Origin of the sequence: Asticcacaulis sp. AC402 (assembly GCF_000495835.1) — a bacterium.
GTDB lineage: Bacteria > Pseudomonadota > Alphaproteobacteria > Caulobacterales > Caulobacteraceae > Asticcacaulis.
Genome location: NZ_AWGC01000001.1, coordinates 180041 through 200155 on the forward strand (window position 1 = coordinate 180041; position 20115 = coordinate 200155).

19 protein-coding genes are annotated in these 20115 nt (G+C 60.4%); 17 read left to right on the forward strand and 2 right to left on the reverse strand.

What is annotated here, in order from left to right; genetic code table 11:
• Positions 1 to 234 precede the first annotated feature (234 nt).
• The 6 genes from rutB to aqpZ all read left to right on the forward strand — a co-directional run bounded on the left by rutB (position 235) and on the right by aqpZ (position 5328).
• Complete coding sequence (rutB, locus tag ABAC402_RS21930) at positions 235 to 921, forward strand: pyrimidine utilization protein B (RefSeq protein ID WP_031235017.1); 687 nt, start codon at positions 235 to 237, stop codon at positions 919 to 921.
• Positions 922 to 930: 9 nt separating this feature from the next.
• On the forward strand, positions 931 to 1317 hold the full coding sequence (rutC, locus tag ABAC402_RS21935; protein WP_023447763.1) for a pyrimidine utilization protein C: 387 nt from the start codon (positions 931 to 933) through the stop codon (positions 1315 to 1317).
• A gap of 1 nt (position 1318) precedes the next feature.
• Positions 1319 to 2143: a pyrimidine utilization protein D gene (gene rutD / locus ABAC402_RS21940; protein ID WP_200862115.1), complete on the forward strand. Its 825-nt coding sequence runs from the start codon at positions 1319 to 1321 to the stop codon at positions 2141 to 2143.
• Positions 2143 to 3222: a pyrimidine utilization protein A gene (gene rutA / locus ABAC402_RS21945; RefSeq protein WP_023447765.1), complete on the forward strand. Its 1080-nt coding sequence runs from the start codon at positions 2143 to 2145 to the stop codon at positions 3220 to 3222. The genes rutD and rutA overlap by 1 nt, the downstream gene beginning before the upstream one ends.
• 327 nt (positions 3223 to 3549) lie before the next feature.
• Positions 3550 to 4482, forward strand: coding sequence for a nucleoside hydrolase (locus ABAC402_RS21950; protein WP_023447766.1), 933 nt, complete (start codon positions 3550 to 3552; stop codon positions 4480 to 4482).
• A 156-nt stretch (positions 4483 to 4638) separates the two neighbouring features.
• The gene (gene aqpZ / locus ABAC402_RS21955; RefSeq protein WP_023447767.1) at positions 4639 to 5328 is read left to right on the forward strand and encodes an aquaporin Z; all 690 of its coding nucleotides are present in this window, start codon (positions 4639 to 4641) and stop codon (positions 5326 to 5328) included.
• Between the two features lie 33 nt (positions 5329 to 5361).
• Here the strand turns inward: aqpZ and dinB are convergent, their stop codons facing one another.
• Positions 5362 to 6459, reverse strand: coding sequence for a DNA polymerase IV (gene dinB, locus ABAC402_RS21960; protein ID WP_023447768.1), 1098 nt, complete (start codon positions 6457 to 6459; stop codon positions 5362 to 5364).
• A gap of 243 nt (positions 6460 to 6702) precedes the next feature.
• Between dinB and ABAC402_RS21965 the strand changes: the two genes are divergently transcribed.
• From ABAC402_RS21965 to ABAC402_RS22005, 9 genes are all read left to right on the forward strand, one after another.
• Positions 6703 to 7497: a DUF72 domain-containing protein gene (locus ABAC402_RS21965; protein ID WP_023447769.1), complete on the forward strand. Its 795-nt coding sequence runs from the start codon at positions 6703 to 6705 to the stop codon at positions 7495 to 7497.
• Entirely contained in the window at positions 7494 to 8495 is a 1002-nt protein-coding gene (locus tag ABAC402_RS21970) for a Gfo/Idh/MocA family protein (protein WP_023447770.1), read from the forward strand. Before ABAC402_RS21965 ends, ABAC402_RS21970 begins: the two co-directional genes overlap by 4 nt.
• A complete protein-coding gene (locus tag ABAC402_RS21975; RefSeq protein ID WP_023447771.1) occupies positions 8492 to 9193 on the forward strand; it encodes a DUF6445 family protein in 702 nt (233 codons plus the stop codon). Before ABAC402_RS21970 ends, ABAC402_RS21975 begins: the two co-directional genes overlap by 4 nt.
• 284 nt (positions 9194 to 9477) lie before the next feature.
• Positions 9478 to 11820: a glycosyltransferase family 4 protein gene (locus ABAC402_RS21980; RefSeq protein ID WP_023447772.1), complete on the forward strand. Its 2343-nt coding sequence runs from the start codon at positions 9478 to 9480 to the stop codon at positions 11818 to 11820.
• 96 nt (positions 11821 to 11916) lie between these two features.
• Positions 11917 to 13242, forward strand: a complete 1326-nt coding sequence (locus ABAC402_RS21985; protein WP_023447773.1) for a glycoside hydrolase family 130 protein — start codon at positions 11917 to 11919, stop codon at positions 13240 to 13242.
• Positions 13243 to 13481: 239 nt separating this feature from the next.
• Positions 13482 to 14960, forward strand: coding sequence for a glutamate--tRNA ligase (gene gltX / locus ABAC402_RS21990; protein WP_031235020.1), 1479 nt, complete (start codon positions 13482 to 13484; stop codon positions 14958 to 14960).
• A gap of 368 nt (positions 14961 to 15328) precedes the next feature.
• A complete protein-coding gene (locus tag ABAC402_RS21995; protein ID WP_023447775.1) occupies positions 15329 to 15892 on the forward strand; it encodes a gluconate 2-dehydrogenase subunit 3 family protein in 564 nt (187 codons plus the stop codon).
• Between the two features lie 54 nt (positions 15893 to 15946).
• Entirely contained in the window at positions 15947 to 17638 is a 1692-nt protein-coding gene (locus ABAC402_RS22000; RefSeq protein WP_023447776.1) for a GMC oxidoreductase, read from the forward strand.
• A gap of 11 nt (positions 17639 to 17649) precedes the next feature.
• On the forward strand, positions 17650 to 18465 hold the full coding sequence (locus tag ABAC402_RS22005; protein ID WP_023447777.1) for a sugar phosphate isomerase/epimerase: 816 nt from the start codon (positions 17650 to 17652) through the stop codon (positions 18463 to 18465).
• A 124-nt stretch (positions 18466 to 18589) separates the two neighbouring features.
• Here ABAC402_RS22005 and ABAC402_RS40560 read toward each other — a convergent pair whose 3' ends face one another.
• Positions 18590 to 18757 (reverse strand): hypothetical protein, encoded by a 168-nt coding sequence (locus tag ABAC402_RS40560; RefSeq protein ID WP_023447778.1) that lies wholly within the window; start codon positions 18755 to 18757, stop codon positions 18590 to 18592.
• Positions 18758 to 19168: 411 nt separating this feature from the next.
• Here ABAC402_RS40560 and ABAC402_RS22010 point away from each other — a divergent pair, with 411 nt between their 5' ends.
• Positions 19169 to 19462, forward strand: a complete 294-nt coding sequence (locus ABAC402_RS22010) for a DUF883 C-terminal domain-containing protein (protein WP_023447779.1) — start codon at positions 19169 to 19171, stop codon at positions 19460 to 19462.
• Positions 19463 to 19703: 241 nt separating this feature from the next.
• Positions 19704 to 20114 (forward strand): hypothetical protein, encoded by a 411-nt coding sequence (locus ABAC402_RS22015; protein ID WP_023447780.1) that lies wholly within the window; start codon positions 19704 to 19706, stop codon positions 20112 to 20114.
• Position 20115 lies beyond the last annotated feature (1 nt).

The window sequence follows — 20115 nt, forward strand, 5'->3', positions numbered from 1 at the left end:
TTTGGAACCGCGAATGAACGCGAATAGACGCGAATATCTATGGTCATGCCTAAGCTTGTGCGATGGACTCAGAACCTGCAGGCCTTCGGCTTTTCCCTAATTTGCGATTATTCGCGTTCATTCGCGGTTCCAAACGCATTTATTGGACTGCCGAAAAACGCGCTTGCCACGGCCGAAATTCTCTGATTAGCTTATCAATTCACAAGCCTGCATCCGATGAGGAGCAAGGGTTTCATGAGCGCTGACACACCCCCGTTTGACCTGCCCGCTCGGCCGGAAGCGCTCTCGCTCAAGGCGCTTGAGACCGCCGTGATCGTGATCGACATGCAAAACGCCTACGCCTCGCCAGGCGGCTATGTCGATCTGGCCGGTTTCGATATTTCCGGCGCCCGGTCGACCATCGCCAATATCAAACGCACCCTTTCCGCCGCCCGGGAAGCCAGCATCCAGGTGGTCTATCTGCAAAACGGCTGGGACCCCGACTATGTCGAGGCCGGCACGCCGATGTCGCCCAACTGGCACAAGTCGAATGCGCTGAAGACCATGCGACGCAACCCCAAGCTCCAGGGCAAGCTGCTGGCGCGTGGTGGTTGGGATTACGATATCATCGACGACCTGCAACCCCAGCCCGGCGACATCAAGGTCGCCAAGACGCGCTATTCCGCCTTCTTCAATTCGCAGCTCGACAGCATTCTGCGCTCGCGCGGCATCCGAAATCTCATCTTTGTCGGCATCGCCACCAATGTCTGCGTCGAAAGCACCCTGCGCGACGGTTTCCATCTCGAATATTTCGGCATCATGCTGGAAGACGCCACGCACCAGTTGGGGCCGGCTTTCATCCAGCAGGCCACGGTCTATAACATCGAGACCTTCTTCGGCTGGGTCGCCACGGTCGACGATTTCATCAACGCCATTACCTGAGAGGTTCATATGCCCAAGACCGCGATCAACCCACCTGGTTTCCCCAAGCCGCTGGCCCCCTACTCCTCCGGAACCAAGGCCGACGGCATCGTCTATGTCTCCGGCACCCTCGCGATCAACCCGGACGGCTCGATCCATGCCCCGGACGACGCGTCGGCCCAGACCCGCCATATTCTGGAGACCATCAAGAAGGTGGTCGAGGCCGGGGGCGGCACGCTGGACGACGTCACCTTCAACCACATATTCCTGACCGACTGGGCGCATTACGCCGCCATGAACGCGGTCTACGCCGAATATTTCCCGGGTGAAAAGCCGGCGCGCTTCTGCATCCAGTGTGGCCTGGTCAAGCCTGGCCTTGTGGTCGAAATCGCTTCCGTCGCGCATGTCGGTCGCTGAGTTGACCCCTGTTTCAGAAGGCGATTTTCAGTTCATCAACGGGCTGGCCGTAACGGTTTACGGCTCAGGCCCACCCATTATCATGTCACCCGGCCTGGGCGGTTTGGGCAGCTACTGGCGGCCGCAACTGGGCGCACTGAGCGACTATCAGGTCATTCTCTACGACCACCGCGGCACGGGGGAGAGTGCGCGCGATATCGGTGATGATTACAGCGCTTCCGACCTGGCCGACGACCTCTATCGCATCATCACCGGGCTGGACCTGGACGCCGCCCACATCGTCGGCCATGCCGCCGGCGCGGTGGCGGCGTTGCAACTGGCGTTGGACCGGCCCGACAAGGTCAAGTCGGTCACGGCCGTCAATGGTTGGGCCAAGGCCGACCGCTATTTCAAGCGCTGTTTCGATATCCGCCTGGGCATCTATGAGGCCGGCGGGCCGGAAGCTTACTTACGCGCCCAGCCATTATTCCTGTTTCCGGCGGAGTGGATCGCCGAACACCTCGACGACCTGGACGCCCAGGCCGCGCATCATGCGCCGGGTTTCCAGAGCGAAGCGACCCTGCGCGCCCGTATCGGCGCCCTGGCAGAGTTCGATATTTCGAAAAGACTAGGCGATATCGAAGCGCCCGTTCTGGTGATCGGGGCGCTGGATGACATGCTCGTGCCGGTGCGCTGCTCGGTGACTCTGTCGGAAGGTTTGACCGATGCGCAGTTCGTCGGCCTGCCGTGGGGCGGCCATGCCTGCAACGTCACCGTGCCGGAAGAGTTTAACGGATACCTGACACAGTTTCTCACCGCGGTCGAAAGCCTGGAAGGACAAGAGTAATGGAAATTGGCGTCTTCATCCCCATCGGCAACAATGGCTGGCTTATCTCCGAGAACGCGCCGCAGTACATGCCATCGTTCGAGCTCAACAAGACCATCGTCCAGAAGGCTGAAGGCTATGGCCTCGACTTTGCGCTCAGCATGATCAAGCTGCGCGGGTTCGGCGGCAAGACCGAGTTCTGGGAGCACAATCTCGAGAGCTTTACCCTGATGGCCGGGCTGGCCGCGGTGACGTCGAAGATCAAGATCTTCGCCACCTCGGCGACCCTGACTCTGCCTCCGGCGATCGTGGCGCGGATGGCCTCAACCATCGATTCCATCGCGCCGGGGCGGTTCGGCATCAATCTGGTCACCGGCTGGCAGAAGGCGGAATACGACCAGATGGGGCTGTGGCCAGGCGAGCAGCACTATCTCAAGCGCTACGATATGCTGAGCGAATACGCCCAGATTTTGCGCGACCTGTTCGACACCGGGGTGTCGGACTTCAAGGGCCAGTACTTCGAGATGACCGACTGCCGAGTCAGTCCGCGGCCGGCGTCATCGCCCAAGATCATCTGTGCCGGCTCATCCGACGAAGGCCTGGCCTTTTCGGCGCAGTATGCCGACTATGCGTTTTGCTTAGGGGTTGGGGTCAATACGCCGAAGGCGTTCGAGAAGAACAATGTCCGGCTGAAGGCGGCGACCGACAAGACCGGCCGCGAGGTCTCGACCTTCGTGCTGATGATGGTCATTGCCGATGAGACCGATGCGGCTGCCGAGGCCAAATGGCAGTCCTATCGCGATGGCGTTGACGAGGACGCGGTCAAGTGGCTGAAGGCGCAATCGGCGCCCAATGCCGTCAACAAGACGACCAATACGGTGCAGTTGTCTGACACCGTGTCGGCGGTGAACATCAATATGGGTACGCTTGTGGGTTCCTACGCCAAGGTCGCCGCCATGCTGGACGAAATGGCCGAGGTGCCGGGCACCGGCGGCGTGCTGTTGACGTTTGATGATTTTGTGAAGGGGATGGATGACTTCGGCACCAAGATCCAGCCGCTGATGAAAACCCGCCAGCATCTGAAGGTGGCGGCCGAGTAATACCAACCCGCGAAAATCTTGACTCATCGTGGGTTGGCAAGCGCGACTGCGCGCCCGAGCTTTTGCGAGGAGCCATGCGGCGCTTGAGCTGAAAAAAACGAATACCAAGCGTCATTCTTTATGAGGCTTGGTATAAGCCGTATTTTCCCTTTTCCTGCCGGCGGGAAGAGGACGAGAGCGGAACGAAGTGAAGGCGATCGGCGCGGGCCTGCGAGGCTGAGAGGCCTTCCGAAGACGATGGCGCACCGGAAATTGTGCTGGCCCCTCACCCTAACCTCTCCCCGTGAAGAACGGGGAGAGGGGCTTTACGGAGATCTCTCCCACCCCATGCGTAAAATCATCATCGATACCGATCCGGGCCAGGACGATGCCCTGGCCCTGCTTCTGGCCCTGGCCTCACCGGACGAGCTCGACATCCTGGGCATCGTCGCGGTGGCCGGGAATGTGCCGCTGCACCACACACTCAATAACGCCCGCAAGATCGTCGAACTGAGCGGCCGGACCGACATCAAAATCTATGCCGGTTCCGACCGGCCGCTGCGCCAGACCCTGGTCACCGCCGAGCACGTCCATGGTGCTACCGGCCTCGATGGTCCCGATTTACCGGAACCAACCCATCCGGTCGAAACCCAACACGGCGTCGACTTTATCATCGATACCTTGCGAAACGTCACCGACGTGACCCTGGTGACTCTTGGCCCCCTGACCGATATCGCCAAGGCCTTCCAGCAAGCGCCGGACATCATTTCTAAAATTCGGGAAATGGTCATGATGCTGGGCGCCTGGCGCGAACTGGGCAATGTTACACCGACCGCCGAGTTCAACGCCTATGTCGATCCGGAAGCCGTCGATATCGTGTTAAACAGTGGTGCCAACCTGACCCTGCTGCCGCTCGACGCCACACACAAGGTGCAGTCGACCCAGGACCGGTTGCAGGTTCTGCGCGACATGGCCAACCGAACCGGACCGCAGGCGGCTATCATGCTGAAGGCGTCGGAAGCATTCGATATCAAGAAGTTCGGCTGGGATGGTGCGCCGCTGCACGATCCGTGCACCATCGCCTACCTGCTGAAGCCGGAATTGTTCACGGGCCGCGCCGTCAATGTCTCTGTCGAAACCCAAAGTCAGCTAACGCTCGGCATGACCGTGGTCGACTGGTATCGCGCCACCGATCGCTGGCCCAATGCCAACTTCATCCACGATGCCGAGGCGGTGGGTTTCTACGACCTCTTGTTTGAGCGCCTGCGACGCCTACCTTAAGGGTTCACAGGAGAACCCGCATGGTCAAGGCGCTGCGGGTCGACGCAACCGCCGGACGACCAGCGCGACGATCCTGACGCCATAGCCAATTTGCGTAAAAAAGCGCACACTCTCCTGGCGCACGGTGCGCGAAACGATTCCAACAGGGGAAATGTCATGTTCAAGAAGCTTTCGGCGGAAGTTTTTGGTACGTTTTGGCTGGTGTTTGGTGGTTGCGGCAGTGCGGTTCTTGCGGCCGCGTTTCCAGAGGTCGGGATAGGTCTGACCGGTGTTTCCATCGCTTTCGGTTTAACGGTGCTGACCATGGCCTATGCGGTCGGCGGCATCAGCGGTGGGCATTTCAATCCGGCGGTTTCACTGGGTCTGGCGGTGGCGGGTAAGTTCAGTTGGGCGTCCCTGCCGGGCTACTGGATCGCGCAGGTCACCGGGGCGATTCTGGCTGGCGGCGCCCTGTATCTGGTAGCGACCGGCAAGGCCGACGCTACCGTCGGCGGATTTGCCAGCAACGGCTATGACGCCCTGTCACCCGGCGGGTTTTCGATGACGGCGGCTCTGATCATCGAAGTGCTGCTGACGGCCTTTTTCCTGATCATCATTCTGGGCGCGACGTCCGGACGCGTGCCGGCCGGTTTTGCGCCGATCGCCATTGGCCTGGCGCTGACCCTGATCCATCTGATTTCCATTCCGGTCACCAACACGTCGGTTAATCCGGCGCGCTCGACCGGCGTCGCCTTGTTCGCCGAAACGGCAGCCCTGTCCCAACTCTGGTTGTTCTGGGTCGCTCCGCTGGTCGGCGCCACCATCGGCGCGCTGATCTACAGGTTGCTGTGGAACGAAAAAGCGTGAGTTGCAGGGGCCGGTGGTGTCAAACCGCCGGCCCTACAACAGCAGGCTCAACTGCCTCATGTCCTGCGGTTCATCTTCCTCGTCCTCGCTCAATGACGACAGGCTGATCCCCAACAAGCGAATGCTCTTCACCACCGGAAACACACCTTCCAGCAGGTCGCGGCCTATCCGCGTCATCGCGGTCTTGTCGGCCAAGGGCGCAGCGAGCGTGCGCGAACGGGTTATGGTGGTGAAGTCGCTGTATTTGACCTTCAAGGTCACGGTCCTTCCCTTGATCTGGTTGGCCTCGATATGGCGCCAGACCTTGTCGAGGATCGGCTGCAACTGCTCCCAAGCGCCGTCCAGGGTCGAAACGTCTTCGAAGAAGGTGTTCTCACCGCCGACCGATTTGCGCTCGCGGTCAGGCTTGACCTGGCGGTGGCAGATGCCGCGCGAGACGTTGTAATAGTAGCTGCCGGAAATACCGAAGTGCTTCTGGAGGAAGGCCAGGGACTGGTTACGGATGTCCAGACCGGTATAGAGCCCCAGCCGGTTCATCTTCGCCGCCGTCGCCGGGCCGACACCATAGAACTTTTTGACCGGCAGGGTCGCCACAAAGTCTGGTCCCTGGGACGGTTTGATGACGAACAGGCCGTCGGGCTTCTTCTGATCTGAGGCGATCTTGGCCAGGAACTTGTTGTAGGACACGCCCGCCGAGGCCGTCAGTTGGGTTACCTCACGGATGCGGGCGCGGATTTCCTCCGCGATTTGGGTCGCTGAGGCCATGCCTTTCAGGTTTTCCGTCACGTCGAGATAGGCCTCGTCCAGCGACAGAGGTTCGACCAGGGACGTGTAGTCGAAGAAGATGTCGCGGATCTGGTGCGACACCTCGCGGTAGACCTCGAAGCGGTGCTTGACGAAGATCAGGTCGGGGCATTTGCGTTTCGCCGTGACCGAGGGCATGGCGGAATAGACGCCGTGTTTGCGTGCTTCGTAGGAGGCTGCTGCCACGACACCGCGCAGGCCACCGCCGCCGACGGCGACGGGTTTGCCGCGCAGTTCCGGGAAATCGCGCTGTTCCACCGACGCGAAAAAGGCATCCATGTCAACATGGATAATCTTTCTCTGGGGCGGTGTATCGGCACTGTCCATCGTCTGACTCAGGAGACTTGACTCACACCATATAGTTGGAACATTAAGTGAACAACTTATATTTTGACGCCACCCTTATCGGGCGGTAGAGCCTGTTTTAAAAACCTGTCAGGCTGAGCCGAAAAGGGCTGGTTTCGAGAACCGGAGCGGAGCGTACTTAAGTACGTGAGCACCGGAAGCGCAGAAAACAGCCCTTTTGCAGGCCAGCCGGACGGATTTGCATTCAGGCGACAGGAGGGTGCCATGGCAGGAAAGATCTATGTGGGCATCGGCGGCTGGACCTATGAACCTTGGCGCGGGCCCTTCTATCCGGATGGTCTTAGCCAGAAGCGTGAGCTCGAATACGCCGCGGCGAAACTGACCTCGATCGAAGTCAATGGCACCTATTACAGTTCGCAAAAACCTGAGACCTTCCGCAAGTGGCGCGAAGAAACACCCGACGATTTTATCTTTTCGCTCAAGGGTTCGCGCTACTGCACCAATCGCAAGGATCTGAGCCAGTCGGCCGAGTCGGTCGACCGTTTCCTGAACAGCGGCATCAGCGAACTGGGGCCGAAACTCGGTCCCCTCAACTGGCAGTTCATGGCCACCAAGACGTTCGATCCGGTCGATTTCGAGAACTTCCTCAAACTTCTGCCGCCCGAGGTCGACGAGGTTAAGCTGCGCCACGCCGTCGAGGTCCGCCATAACAGCTTTTGCTGCGCCGAATTCGTCGACCTGTGCCGCCGTTACGGTGTCGCCATCATTACCGGCGTCGACGATCCGGACTTCCCGGTGATTGCCGACCTGACCGCCGACTTCGCCTATGTCCGCCTGATGGGCAGCCAGGAGAGCGAGCCGCTGGGCTACACGCCCCAGGCGCTGGACGAGTGGGCTTACCGCGCCCGCACCCTGGCCGAAGGCCAGGTGCCCCATGATCTCGCCACTTTTGGCGGACCGCGGGCCGCGAAGGACCACGACGTCTTCTTTTACGTCATCGGCGGCCACAAGGTGGTCAACCCGCAGACCGCCATGGCACTGATCGAGAGGCTGGCATGAAACGCGTTGTATGGGGTGTTTTGTCGACGGCCAGGATCGGCATGAACAAAGTCATTCCGGCGCTGCTGAAAAGCGACCTGATCCGCGTCAAGGGCATCGGTTCGCGCAGCCTGGTAGCGGCGCAGCAAGCCGTGGCAAAGCTTGGCCTGGAAGAGGCCTATGGCTCGTATGAGGATTTGCTGGCCGACCCCGAAATCGAAGTCATCTACAATCCCTTGCCCAACCATCTCCACGTGCCGATGACTCTGGAGGCGGCCCGCGCCGGCAAACATGTGCTGTGCGAAAAGCCGATGGCGCTGAACGCAGCGGAGATCGAAGCCCTTAGAAGTATCAAAGACATTTATATCCAGGAAGCTTTTATGGTGCGGCATTCGCTGCAGTGGATCGAGGCCCGGCGGCTGATCCGCGCCGGCGCCATCGGCCAGCCGCAGATGATCCAGTCCTATTTCAGCTACGACAATCTCGATCCCGGCAATATCCGCAACAAGGTCGAATGGGGCGGCGGCGGGCTGCTCGATATCGGCTGCTACCCGATCGTCGCCGGCCGTTTCTTCTTCGAGACCGAGCCGGAGCGGGTCATGGCCCTGATCAAGCGTCATGAAACCTTTGGCACGGATGTCATCGCCTCGGCCCTGCTCGACTTCGGTCATGGCCGCCAGTTGACCTTCACCGTCTCGACCCAGGCGGGACGCAGCCAGTGCATCAATGTCTTCGGCACCAAGGCGCGGTTGAGCCTGCCCATCCCGTTCAACCAGCCGCCCGACCGCGAGCAGAACATCGTCATCGACAATGGCGCCACGCTGGACGGCGGCACAGCGGTGACGCACACCCTGCCGCCAGCGGATCAGTATCAGCTGATGGCCGAGGCCTTCTGCCGGGCGGTGCGCGGCGAAGCCCCCCTGCCCTACGGTATGGACGATGCCAGCGCCAATATGCGTATCATCGACGCCCTGTTCCGTTCGGAGCAGTCCGGTGCCTGGGAAGAGGTGGCCGCTTGAGCGAGCCGTTGCAGGTCAATCCCCTGGCCGAGGTGAGCCTGCGACGGGTCGGCCGCGAAGGCCACCCGTTGCTCGTTATCGACGATGTTCTGCTGGAGCCGGACGCCCTGGTGGCCATCGCGGCAGAAGCGCCGTTTTCGCCACCGACCGGCACCTACTATCCAGGCCTGAATGCACCCCTTCCGCGAAGCTATCTCGAAACCCTGCTCCCGGTACTGCGGCCCAGTTTCGAGCGGGCGTTTGCGATCACCAGCGACACACCACTGGTGGCCAACGGCTTCTTTGCCCTGGCCACCCACCGGCTGGAGGATTTCGGTCCGTGGCAGAAGATTCCGCACTATGATCAGCTCAGGCCCGACCACCTCGCCATGGTGCATTACCTCTGCCGCGGCCAGGGCGGCGGAACGGCGTTTTTTCGCCACCGCACCACAGGTTTCGAGTCGGTGACGCAGCAGCGGCGCGAAACCTATCTTATCACGGTCCAAGACGAACTGGACCGCGTCGGCGACAAGCTTTCCGGCTTTACCGGGCCGGATACGCCCAACTTCGATATGACCGATTCCGTCGAGATTCGTTTCAATCGGCTGATTGTTTACCGCAGTAACGTTCTTCACTGCGCCCTGTTTGATGGCGCCAGGCTGGAGGCCAACGTCCACGCCGGCCGACTTACCGCTAACTGCTTTTTCCGGCCGCGCTAAATATCTGGTTTTTCAATATTTTTTCCGCGCACGAAGTCGTGACCGCCGTCGAATAAATGAAAGTCGCCGACGCTTGTGTGCTATGCAGCATGATTGGCCATTTACCGTGATTTCGCTCTTCCCTACTGCTTTTTTATGGGGCAGCAGGCAGTATGGCTGGCAATGTGCAAGGTTTTCAGCTCCTTAGCACAAGTTCGTGATTAGTCCAAATACAGGTGTGAGCAAGTTTAAGCGACTTATTTCGCACTGCGAGGACGTGCGTTTTACACAAGGCGAGGTTAGTTATGTTGCAGTCGAACAGTTTCCAGGCCGCCAAGCGGATCGAAGACGAAGACTACAGCGTAATCGATATCCCGCTACTCAAGGGCGGGCCTCTGCTCAAGGATGGTCACGACCGCATCGTTCGGCTTAACCGTCCCGCCATAATCGGTAACTTTCCGCCGCGGCAATGTGGCCTGGCCACCTTCACGCGCGACATGTTTACCTGTCTCTCCGGCGCCCTGCCCAAGGCGGAATGGAGCGTCATAGCGATGAATGACCCGGGCGCGCACTACGATTACCCTGCAGAGGTCACCCATCAACTGCCACAGAACGAGATTGAGGCCTATCGCAAGCTGGCCGACGCGTTGAACGGCAACGGCACCGACGTGGTGTTCGTCCAGCACGAGTTCGGCATTTATGGCGGTCCGTCCGGCCGCTTTCTGCTGGCGATGCTGGAACGACTGAACATGCCGATCGTCACGACCTTACACACCGTGCTGGAAAGGCCCAATGCCGAGCAGCGACTGGTCATGGATGCCCTGATACGCCTGTCGGACACGCTCGTGACAATGGCGCGCAAGGGCAAGGAAATACTGATGCGCGTTTACAATGTGCCGGAGGCGCGGATCGCCGTCGTCCCCCACGGCGCTCCGTCGCGGCCGCTGCGCGATACCGCCGATTTCAAGGCCGACCTTGGCCTTGCCGGCAAGAAGACACTAACCACCTTCGGCCTGCTGTCGCCGAATAAGGGTATCGAAACGGTTATCCAGGCCTTGCCCGACATTGCGCGCAGCTGTCCCAATGTCGTCTATCTGGTCATCGGCGCCACCCACCCTCATCTGATCCGCAATGAGGGTGAAGCGTACCGTGACAGCCTGAAACAGATGGCGCGGGACCTGGGCGTCGAACGCCACGTCCAATTCATCAACAGCTTCGTCGGCGAAGCCGAACTGGTCAATATTCTTCAGGCCACAGACGTCTATGTCACGCCGTACCTAACCGAGGCCCAGATAACATCCGGCACTCTGTCCTTTGCCCTGGCTCTCGGGCGGCCGATTGTCTCAACACCCTATTGGCACGCTCAGGAAGTGCTGGCTGGCGGTGTCGGCTCTCTATGTCCATTCAAGGACGTTTACGCCTTCACCCTGGCTATTTCAAACCTCCTGGCTTCGGACAAGGCACGAACGACTATGTCGCAGCGCGCCTATCACGCCGGCCTGTCTTCACGCTGGTCAGAAGTCGCCAATGCCTATGTCACGCGCGCTGAAGCCGATCTCGAACGCCGCGCCCGCGAACCGGAAGGCCAGTCCCACGTCATCGGCGAACCGCCGGTTTGGGGCGCTATCGAACGCATGAGCGACGATTGTGGCATCTTCCAGCATGGGAAGTACCGCATGCCTGACCGAGAACACGGTTACTGCGCCGACGACAACTGCCGCGCCCTGTCGCTGGCAGCGCGTTTGTCGACGTTGACAGCCCTAACGCCGCGCCAGCTTGAACTGGCCTACACCTATTGCGCCTTTATGAACCACGCGTGGAACCATGACGCACGGTTCCGTAACTTCATGTCGTTCGGTCGCCAGTGGCTGGATGACGGCGGGTCCGATGACTGCTGCGCACGGTCCTTCGAAAGCCTGGTCGATGTCGCCCGCTCGAATCTGCCGGAAGACCTGCGTACCTGGGCCGTCGACCTGGCCAACGAAGTTGTGTCGAAGGCCATGCAATGGCCGTCGCTGCGCGCGCGTGCCATCCTGGTGCGCAGCCTGATACGCGGGTTCGGCGTCGTCGGTGACGCCCAGGAGGTCCAGGCCCTGGTGCGGAAACTGGGCCAGTCGCTGCACGGAGCCTACCGTCACCATGCCCGCCCAAATCACAAGTGGTTCGAGCCCTATCTCGCCTATGACAATGCCCGCCTCAGCGAAGGCCTGATTCTGGCTGGCCAGTTCCTTGCCGATAATGGCATGCTCAATAACGGCATAGATTCGCTGCGCTGGCTGATGCAACGCCAGACCGACAAGGCCAGCGGTTGTCTGGTGCCAGTGCCGACCTCGCACTTCAAAGACGACAGCCCCTTCAGCGGAGACGTTTCGGGTCGCAACCTGTTCGATCAGCAACCCATCGAGGTGGTCGCGACCGTCGAAGCCTGTCTCACGGCGTGGAAGGTGACCACCGATGTGCATTGGCGCAACGAGGCCCTGCGCAGCCATGCCTGGTTCCATGGCGAGAACGTGCACAGCCTGACGATGGTCACGCCCGACGGCGGTTGTTACGACGGCCTGAACCCAAACGGTTTCAATCGAAACCAGGGCGCGGAATCTATCCTGGCGTACCCGTTGAGCTGGACCGCGTTGAAAGCCGGGCTGTGAACAGGAAGCTCACAGCATAGCAACACCATGATCACCCTCTGTCCCTGCAGGGACAGAGGGTGCCTTAACTTTCGGAACAGACTACAGGAAGCGCAAATGGACGGATTCGTTCGCACGACTCATGGGGAACGCACCTTGACCGAGATGATCATCAGCCCGACGACGCTTCATGCCAACCCCGAGCGGGTCGTCATCCTGCCTTTTTCCATCTCAATCAGCGCACATAACAGTGCCATGGGCGCAATGTCGCGGGTGGCCCGCATCTGCGCCGCCATCATCGAAATGCCGACACAGGTCGTCAAGGCCGAGCTTGAGGTGGTCAATCGCGATTTCACCGGCCGCCACTGGCAGACGCGCGGCATCTTCCTGGAGCGCTTTCGCCAGATCCAGACCATGCAGGGCGGGATGGACGCGCTGGATGAAGACCACCAGGCGCTGATCGGCGCCTATTTCTGCCACGAGTACAGTTATCAGGCCGCTGCCGTTATGAACCCGTCCGTCGTGCCGCATCCGGACCAAACCGGCGCGCCCGTCGGGGCCACTAACTTCATCATGTCAACGCGGACGGTTGGCGAAGGCCATATCTCGACCATTTCCTTTCGCGAAGGCACCTTCCATCCCGACGGCACGGTCAAGCTGAAACCCGACGCCCAGATCGCTGTGGCCGCCAAGCCGAACGGCAATTCGCCTCTGGACGGTGCAGTGACCGTTCACGGACACCAGGGCTGCCCCGTGTCGGAAACGGTATTGTTCCCGGTGACTCGCAACCAGAGTAACGGTCTCGAGGACCTGCGCATGGTCAAGTTCACCGATGACAACGGCGCAACGACCTTTATGGGCACTTACACCGCCTATAATGGCCGCGAAACGGCGTGCGAGTGTTTCGAGACGAGCGATTTCCGCTCATTCAAGCTGACTCCCTTCCGTGGTGCGGCCTCGCAGCACAAGGGTCTGGCCCTGTTCCCGCGCCGCATCAACGGCCGTTACGCCGCGATCGGCAGGCTGGATCATGAAAGCATTTTCTATCTTGAAACCGAAGATCGTCTGACGTGGAACAACGGCGACTTCCTCGTGGGTCCGGTCGAGCCATGGGAACTGATCCAGATGGGCAATTGCGGCTCGCCGATCGAGCTCGACGAGGGCTGGCTGGTGCTGACCCATGGCGTCGGCGCGGTGCGGCGCTATTCGCTGGGGGCGATGCTGCTGGACAAGGACGATCCGCGCAAGGTTCTGGGCCGGTCCAAAGTGCCACTGCTGTCGCCATCTGAAGACAATCGCGAGGGCTACGTGCCGAACGTCATCTACACCTGCGGCGCCATGCGCTGCGGAGACTGGGTGTTCCTGCCATACGGCGTGGCGGATTCGAGCATCCACTTTGCGTCGATCAAGATCAAGGATCTGATTAGGCATTTGGGTATGTAGTATGTTACCTCTCCCCGCGCGCGGGGAGAGGACGAGAGCCGAGTGAAACGAAGGCGATCGGGTGAGGGGCCTTCCGAAGACGATAGAGCACTGGACGGGTTCGCATGCCCCTCAGGCTCGCCGCCCCGCGCCTAACCTCTCCCGTGAAGAACAGAGGGCTTTCTACAGCGATCTTGCCGTCTGCGCCGTTACCGCCTAAAGGAGCGGCTCATTTACGGCTGAAAACGAAAGACTGCACAATGTCCTCTCCGGTTCGCGTCCGCATCGCTCCGTCCCCGACCGGCGAGCCCCACATCGGAACTATGTATACCGCGCTTCTTAACGAAGCCTTTGCGCGCCGCCACAACGGCACCTTCATCCTGCGCATCGAGGACACCGACCAGAGCCGCTCCACGCCCGATTCCGAACGCAAGATCATGGAGGCCTTCACCTGGATGGGCCTGCATTGGGAAGAAGGCCCCGACAAGGGCGGCCCCTATGCGCCATATCGCCAGAGCGAGCGCAAAGAGATCTATCACCGCTATGCCGACAAGCTGCTGAAATCCGGTCACGCCTTCCGCTGCTTTTGCTCGTCCGAACGTCTCGACCTGATGCGCAAGACCCAGCGCATGAAGGGCGAAGCGCCGAAATATGACGGCCTGTGTCTGGCGATCGCTCCAGACGCCGCCGCCAAACGCGGCGAGACCGAGCCCCATGTGCTGCGCATGACCGTCCCAACCGACGGCACCTGCGATTTCGTCGACGGCGTCTACGGCCCTATCTCCATGCCATGGTCCAATGTCGACATGCAGGTGCTGATGAAGTCCGACGGCATGCCGACCTACCACCTGGCCAATGTCGTCGACGACCACGAAATGCAGATCAGCCACGTCATCCGCGGCGAAGAATGGATGTCGTCGACGCCCAAGCACATCCTGCTGTACCGTCATTTCGGCTTTACGCCGCCGCAGTTCCTGCACCTGCCGCTGATGCGTCAGCTCGACCGCTCCAAGCTGTCGAAGCGCCGCAACCCGACCTCGATGTCGTGGTTCGAAGCCCAGGGCTACCTGCCCGAAGCCCTGGCCAACTTCCTGGGTCACTATTTCGTCCGTTTCGAAGAAGGCGAGGACGAGCTGATGACGCGCGAAGAGTTCATCCAGCGTTTCGATATCGCCCAGGTGTCGAAGGCCGGCGCCGTGTTCGACGTCAAGAAGCTCGACTGGATGAATTCGCGCTGGATTCGCGAACGCAAGACGCCGGAACAGTTCCGCGACGAAGTCCTGACCTGGGCGGCGCGCGAAGGCCGCGCCGACAAGATTCTGGAACTGGCGCGCACGCGGGTGGAAAAGCTCTCCGACCTGGCGCCGCTTATCGCCTTCATGTTCGTCGGCCATATCGACCTGACGGCGGAGGCGTTTGACGGGTTGAAGGCGACGCGCGAACAGATGCGTGAGGTTTTGAGCCGATCCTTCGGCCTGATCGACAGCCTGCCGGAGTTTACCGGTGAGTCAATTTTCAACGCGGTGGCCGCCATAGCCAAGGACGTGGGCTTAAAGACCAAGGATGCCGCGCCGATCCTGTTCGTCGCCATCACCGGCACGACCCGGTCTCTGCCGGTGTTCCAGGCGATGGAAGTCCTGGGCCGATCTGTCTGTCGTGAGCGCCTGCGCGCGGCGGTCAAGCTGGTGTCGGACGAGCCAGAGGCCATGGCCGAAGAAGCTGAGGCGGCGGAGGCGTGACGCTATAGAATGCACTCTCCCCGTTCTTCACGGGGAGAGTGCATGCTGAGGTGCGCCTGCAAGAGCCGCTACACTTGAATTTTCAGAAAAACCCCTCGGGCTCGCCGCCGACCGCCGATAGGGTTTCATCGACGATCTTGCCAACGACGTCAACGACAGCGAGAACGAAAACGGTACAATAACACCGAGACTGTAAACCTTTACACGAGATCGGCTTGTAAAGGATTACAATCTTTGCACATCAAGGGGCCAGAAAGTTTCTGCGGGTCCCTTTTTCGTGACAAAATTTTGCATTGTCGGATCGAAATTTCCGTGTCTACATGGCGCCGTCTTATGTCCCGCCAGAGGGCAAAAGACAGGAGAGAAACATGGACCATCTCAGTATGAATCGCCGTATGGCGTTGGGCGCGATTGCCGGCGCGTTCGGCATGACGCTGATTCCCGCCCTGGCGCGCGCAGCCGATCCCGCCGCCTCGGAACTGGGCTTTAAGCCCACCAAGAGCATTTTTACCCCGGCCCAGCGCGCCTTTGTTGCCGCCTACAGCGAACGCATCGTCCCCACTACCGACACGCCTGGGGCAATTGCTGCCGGCGTTCCTGCCTATATCGAGATGATGCTGGGCGACTGGTTCACCGGCAACGAACGCGCGGACTTCATCAAGGGCATCGACGCGGTCGAGGCCCACGCCAAAACCAGCCGCAAGAAGAGCTTCGCCAAGCTGAAGCCGGCCCTTCAGGACGAGATCATCACCGAGGTGATGAACGGCAAGGTGCCGGGCGCCTCCACCGAGTTTTTCTACGCTTCGCGTCAACTGGTGGTTTCTGGCTACTACAGTTCAGAGATCGGCATGACGGTCGAGCGCGTCTACCTGCCCGTTCCCGGCCGCTATGATGGCGATTACAAGTACGAGGGCCGCGTCTTCACCGGCTGATGGCATACGGCCGCGGGTCTGCGCAGACAGACGGCGGCTCCAGGAGAGAAACACATGCAAGACGCGTCTTATGAGTTCGACGCCATCGTCATCGGATCGGGTATCAGTGGTGGATGGGCTGCCAAGGAACTTACCGAAAAGGGCATGAAGGTGCTCATGCTGGACCGTGGTTACATGGTCGAGCACGGCGACTATCCCGGCGAGGGCAAGGGGTCGTGGGAACTGCCCTTCCGTGGCCAAACCCAGAAAGCCGTGGTCGAAAAGGACCACTTCAAGAGCCGGTTCGGCGGCGCCGAAGGCTCCGACAAAACACATTTTTTCAACAATGACCGGCTCAACCCCTATGCCTATGATGAAGGCAAGGACTTCCGCTGGGTTCGTCCGGCCATTGTCGGCGGCAAGTCGATCCTTTGGGGCCGGGTGTCGCTGCGCTGGAACGCTGCCGATTTCGAGGCCAATAAGAAGGATGGCTACGGCAACGACTGGCCGATCCGCTACGACGACATCGCGCCGTGGTATTCCTACGCGGAGTCCTATGCCGGTATTGCCGGCAACCGCGACGGGCTTGATGAACTGCCCGACGGCGAGTTCCAGCCGCCGCATCCGATGAACGTCGCTGAAACCTGGGTGCAGTCGCAGTTCCAGACCAAGGTACCCAACCGTAAATTCATCCATAACCGCGTCGCCAACTTGACTGAGGACAAGCCGGAACAGGGCCGTTCGCGCTGTCAGAGTCGCAGCCAGTGCTCCCGCGGCTGTTCCTTCGGGGCCTATTTCTCGACCCAGGCAGTAACTCTGCCGGCGGCGCGCGCGACCAACAACCTGACCTTGATTTCCGACGCCGTGGTGACCAGCCTCGAATACGATGAAGCCAAAAAGCGAGTCACCGGAGTCCGCGTCATCGACGCCAATACCAAGGAAGCCAAGGTCTACCGCTCACGCATCGTCTTCCTGTGCGCCTCTGCCATGGCTTCGGTGCAAATCCTGCTTAACTCCCGCGCAGACGGACGGTCGGACAGCTTTGCCAACCAAAGCGGGACTCTTGGCCGTTATGTCATGGACCACATCTTCCGGGTCAGCATTTCTGGCGAGGTGCCGGGCTTTGAGCAGTCAATCGAATACGGCCGTCGCCCGGGCGGCATCTATATCCCGCGCTTCCGCAACCTGCGTGATGACCAGAAGGAAGAGGTCGACTTCCTGCGCGGCTATGGCTTCCAGGGCGGCGCCGGCCGCGGGCCGAAATGGCCGGAAGGCTTCGGCGCCGATATGAAGCAGCAACTGCGCGAGTACGGGCCTTGGCGCATGGGGATGATGGCCTTCGGTGAATGCCTGCCCTATCGCAACAACACCCTGACCTTGTCGCCGACTAAGGTCGATCGTTACGGCGTACCTTTGGCCGTATTCAATGTCACCTTCCAGGACAATGAATATAAAATGATGGCCGATGCCAAACAGGAAGGCGTCCGCATGTTGACCGCCGCCGGCCTGAAAAATGTCAAAGCCGAACAGCGCGAGCACGTACCGGGCGACGCCATCCACGAAATGGGCGGCGCGCGCATGGGCCACAGTCCGCAGGACTCGGTCGTCAACAAGTGGAGCCAGGCGCACGACGCGCCGAACCTCTTCATCACCGACGGCGCCCAGATGGCTTCCACGTCCTGCGTCAACCCGTCGATCACCTTCATGGCCCTGACGGCGCGCGCCGCCGACTACGCCGTGAAACAGGTCAAGGCCAACGTCATTTAAAGGAAGTCCCCATGAACGCCTGTCCCCCTTCGCGCCGCGGCTTCCTGATGGGAGGTCTCGCGCTCAGCCTGGCCGGCGCCGGTGTTGCCCAGGCCCACCCCTATCATAATCTGGGCATGCAGCTTTACACGGTGCGTGACGCTTTTCAGGCCGATCCGCTCGCTACGCTGCAAAAGATCAAAACCATCGGCTTCAGTGAGGTCGAAACGGCCGGTCTGGCCGGGCGCAGCGCGGCCGAAATTCGTGGTTTCCTGGATCAGGCGGGGTTGAAGGCCGTTTCCAGCCACGTGGGACACGACGACTGGTTCAACAGGCCCGAAGCGGCGCTGGACGAGGTGGCGACGCTCGGTGGCAAGTACGCTGTACTGGCCTGGCTGGCGCCGGAACGCCGTAATAACTGGGCCAGGCTGGGCGAACAGATGAATCGCTGGGCAGACCTGGCCAAGGCGCGCGGCATCACGGTGGCCTATCACAACCATGACTTTGAATTCGAGAAGACCGCCGAAGGCATGCCGTTTCATATCCTGATGGACGTGACCGACCCGGCCAAGGTGGCGATTGAGCTTGACTGTTACTGGGCCAGCTTTGCCGGCCACGATCCGCTCCATGTCCTGCATGAGCATGGCGACCGCATCAGGCTGCTGCACCTGAAGGACAAGTCGGCTGACGGCAAGATGACCTCGGTTGGCTCGGGCGTGATCGACTATACGGCGGTGTTGAAAGCGGCCAGGGAAAAGGGCGTTACGAACGTATTTGTCGAGCACGATAACCCCACAGACGCCTTTGCCAGCCTGCAGGCGAGCTATGCGTATCTGACCAAGGCGTGATTTACGCCTGGGCCTGTCCGACGCCCGCGGTGTAGCGGCCACTGCAAAAAAACGCCCTCCGGCCAGGGAGCGGCCGAAGGGCGAGTCATGCGGGAGGTGGGATACGCCTGACGACGGACAAACCTTACTTTTCCGTCCCCGGAACCGACGTCTTGGGCAACTTGCCGCTGCCGATACGACCTTCGTTGCGCAGCGCCCGGCCTTTGTCGGCCATCTTGTCGTTGTGCAGGGCCTCGCCCAGCTCTTCCTCGGCGGCGCCGACGGTTTCCTTTATTGTCGATTTAATCGTCATGTCATGTCTCCTGGCAAAAAGGGGTATCGCGGCGACCTCGCCAGCGAATGCAACGACCCTACGCGCCGCCGCATAAGTTTGATGCGCGCGCCTGTTCCCCCATCCATAAAGATCGAATCAAGACGTTGCGACACCGGCCAAACCTGTGGACAACTGTTACGTATTGCAGGCTTTCGGCGCATCTTTATGAGCGCTTTATAAAATCCGCCGACGTCAGCATGGCTTCCTTAAATCCGATGCAGCAATCTTGGATCATCACGTCCACGGTTTCCGGCGCGGCACAGTCCGGGGCTCTTTACCGCCCCCCCTAGCCTAAGACCCCGGACAAGCCGTGCAAGCAATCCGTGGACGTGAGCCCTTTTTTCTCCTCCGAAAAATCTGAACTCGTTTTGTTTGTACTGGAGTCTACCCATGCTGTCTTCCGCGACCAAAGCCGCTGCCAACGTCACGAAAAGCCTGGCCGAAAACGACCTCCGCAACGCCGTCCGCGATGCCAAAGGCAATGGCCAAGATGGCCTGCAAAATGTCAGCGACTACGCCTTGGATGCCGGCCAAAAGGTGCGCAGTTTTGTCGATAAGGCGGTCGACCGGACCCGCGACGCGTCCGACAAGCTGACCACGGAAATCAAGTCCGAACCGATCCGCTCCAGCGCCATTGCGCTCGGCGCCGGCTTTGTTCTCGGCGCGCTTCTCGCCCGTCGATAAGGTTGGCATCGGGCCAGCAGCCCTCCCCTAGAGCGGGATGAGTTTTGATGGAATCAAAATCCCGCTCTAAGTTTTTGTTTTGACGCGCAATTTTTCCGAAAACGGGGACGCCCGTGCGGTGGCGTCCACTTTGTCGGATTGCGCTCTAGTGACAGCCCGATGCCGGAGCGGAACAGGGTGTCCTGGCCATGTTCCGCTCCCAAACTTTTATGGGGCCTGTTTTTTCGCCCGAGAGAACACGATGTCGGTTATCATGCGGCTCATGGAACTGGTGTCGGACAGTCATAGGCTGAAAAATTCCAAGCCGTATGTCCTGCGCGCCCTCGCCGGGATGGCGGTCTTCGTCATGTTGGGCGTGTTCGCCGCCGTTATGGCGGCGCTGCTGGTTGCCTCCCTGTTGTGGCTCATCTACGCGCAAATGCTGGAAGCCGGCGCCGCGATTTCCACCGCTGGTCCGGTGGCCGGAGGTCTGGCGCTGGTCACCATCGGTCTGACCACTTTCGCCGCCCTGCGCACCTGGGCCGCCGTCCGCGCCGATATTGATCTGGTGTTCCATGCCCAGACTCCGGTCGTCAGCAAGGTCGCTGATCGCGTCGGCAGGGTCGCAGACTCGTTTGTTTCCGGCCTGCGCGGTCGTCAGGCCTCGCAGTAGG

Excerpts from the sequence above, each read along its gene's own strand:
- rutB (WP_031235017.1), top strand. The coding sequence starts at position 235 with ATGAGCGCTGACACACCCCCGTTTGACCTGCCCGCTCGGCCGGAAGCG.
- aqpZ (WP_023447767.1), top strand. The coding sequence starts at position 4,639 with ATGTTCAAGAAGCTTTCGGCGGAAGTTTTTGGTACGTTTTGGCTGGTG.
- ABAC402_RS22000 (WP_023447776.1), top strand. The coding sequence starts at position 15,947 with ATGCAAGACGCGTCTTATGAGTTCGACGCCATCGTCATCGGATCGGGT.
- rutC (WP_023447763.1), top strand. The coding sequence starts at position 931 with ATGCCCAAGACCGCGATCAACCCACCTGGTTTCCCCAAGCCGCTGGCC.
- ABAC402_RS22010 (WP_023447779.1), top strand. The coding sequence starts at position 19,169 with ATGCTGTCTTCCGCGACCAAAGCCGCTGCCAACGTCACGAAAAGCCTG.
- ABAC402_RS21980 (WP_023447772.1), top strand. The coding sequence starts at position 9,478 with ATGTTGCAGTCGAACAGTTTCCAGGCCGCCAAGCGGATCGAAGACGAA.
- gltX (WP_031235020.1), top strand. The coding sequence starts at position 13,482 with ATGTCCTCTCCGGTTCGCGTCCGCATCGCTCCGTCCCCGACCGGCGAG.
- ABAC402_RS21950 (WP_023447766.1), top strand. The coding sequence starts at position 3,550 with ATGCGTAAAATCATCATCGATACCGATCCGGGCCAGGACGATGCCCTG.
- ABAC402_RS21985 (WP_023447773.1), top strand. The coding sequence starts at position 11,917 with ATGGACGGATTCGTTCGCACGACTCATGGGGAACGCACCTTGACCGAG.
- ABAC402_RS21970 (WP_023447770.1), top strand. The coding sequence starts at position 7,494 with ATGAAACGCGTTGTATGGGGTGTTTTGTCGACGGCCAGGATCGGCATG.
- ABAC402_RS21965 (WP_023447769.1), top strand. The coding sequence starts at position 6,703 with ATGGCAGGAAAGATCTATGTGGGCATCGGCGGCTGGACCTATGAACCT.
- ABAC402_RS21995 (WP_023447775.1), top strand. The coding sequence starts at position 15,329 with ATGGACCATCTCAGTATGAATCGCCGTATGGCGTTGGGCGCGATTGCC.
- dinB (WP_023447768.1), bottom strand. The coding sequence starts at position 6,459 with ATGGACAGTGCCGATACACCGCCCCAGAGAAAGATTATCCATGTTGAC.
- ABAC402_RS22005 (WP_023447777.1), top strand. The coding sequence starts at position 17,650 with ATGAACGCCTGTCCCCCTTCGCGCCGCGGCTTCCTGATGGGAGGTCTC.
- rutA (WP_023447765.1), top strand. The coding sequence starts at position 2,143 with ATGGAAATTGGCGTCTTCATCCCCATCGGCAACAATGGCTGGCTTATC.
- ABAC402_RS22015 (WP_023447780.1), top strand. The coding sequence starts at position 19,704 with ATGTCGGTTATCATGCGGCTCATGGAACTGGTGTCGGACAGTCATAGG.
- ABAC402_RS40560 (WP_023447778.1), bottom strand. The coding sequence starts at position 18,757 with ATGACGATTAAATCGACAATAAAGGAAACCGTCGGCGCCGCCGAGGAA.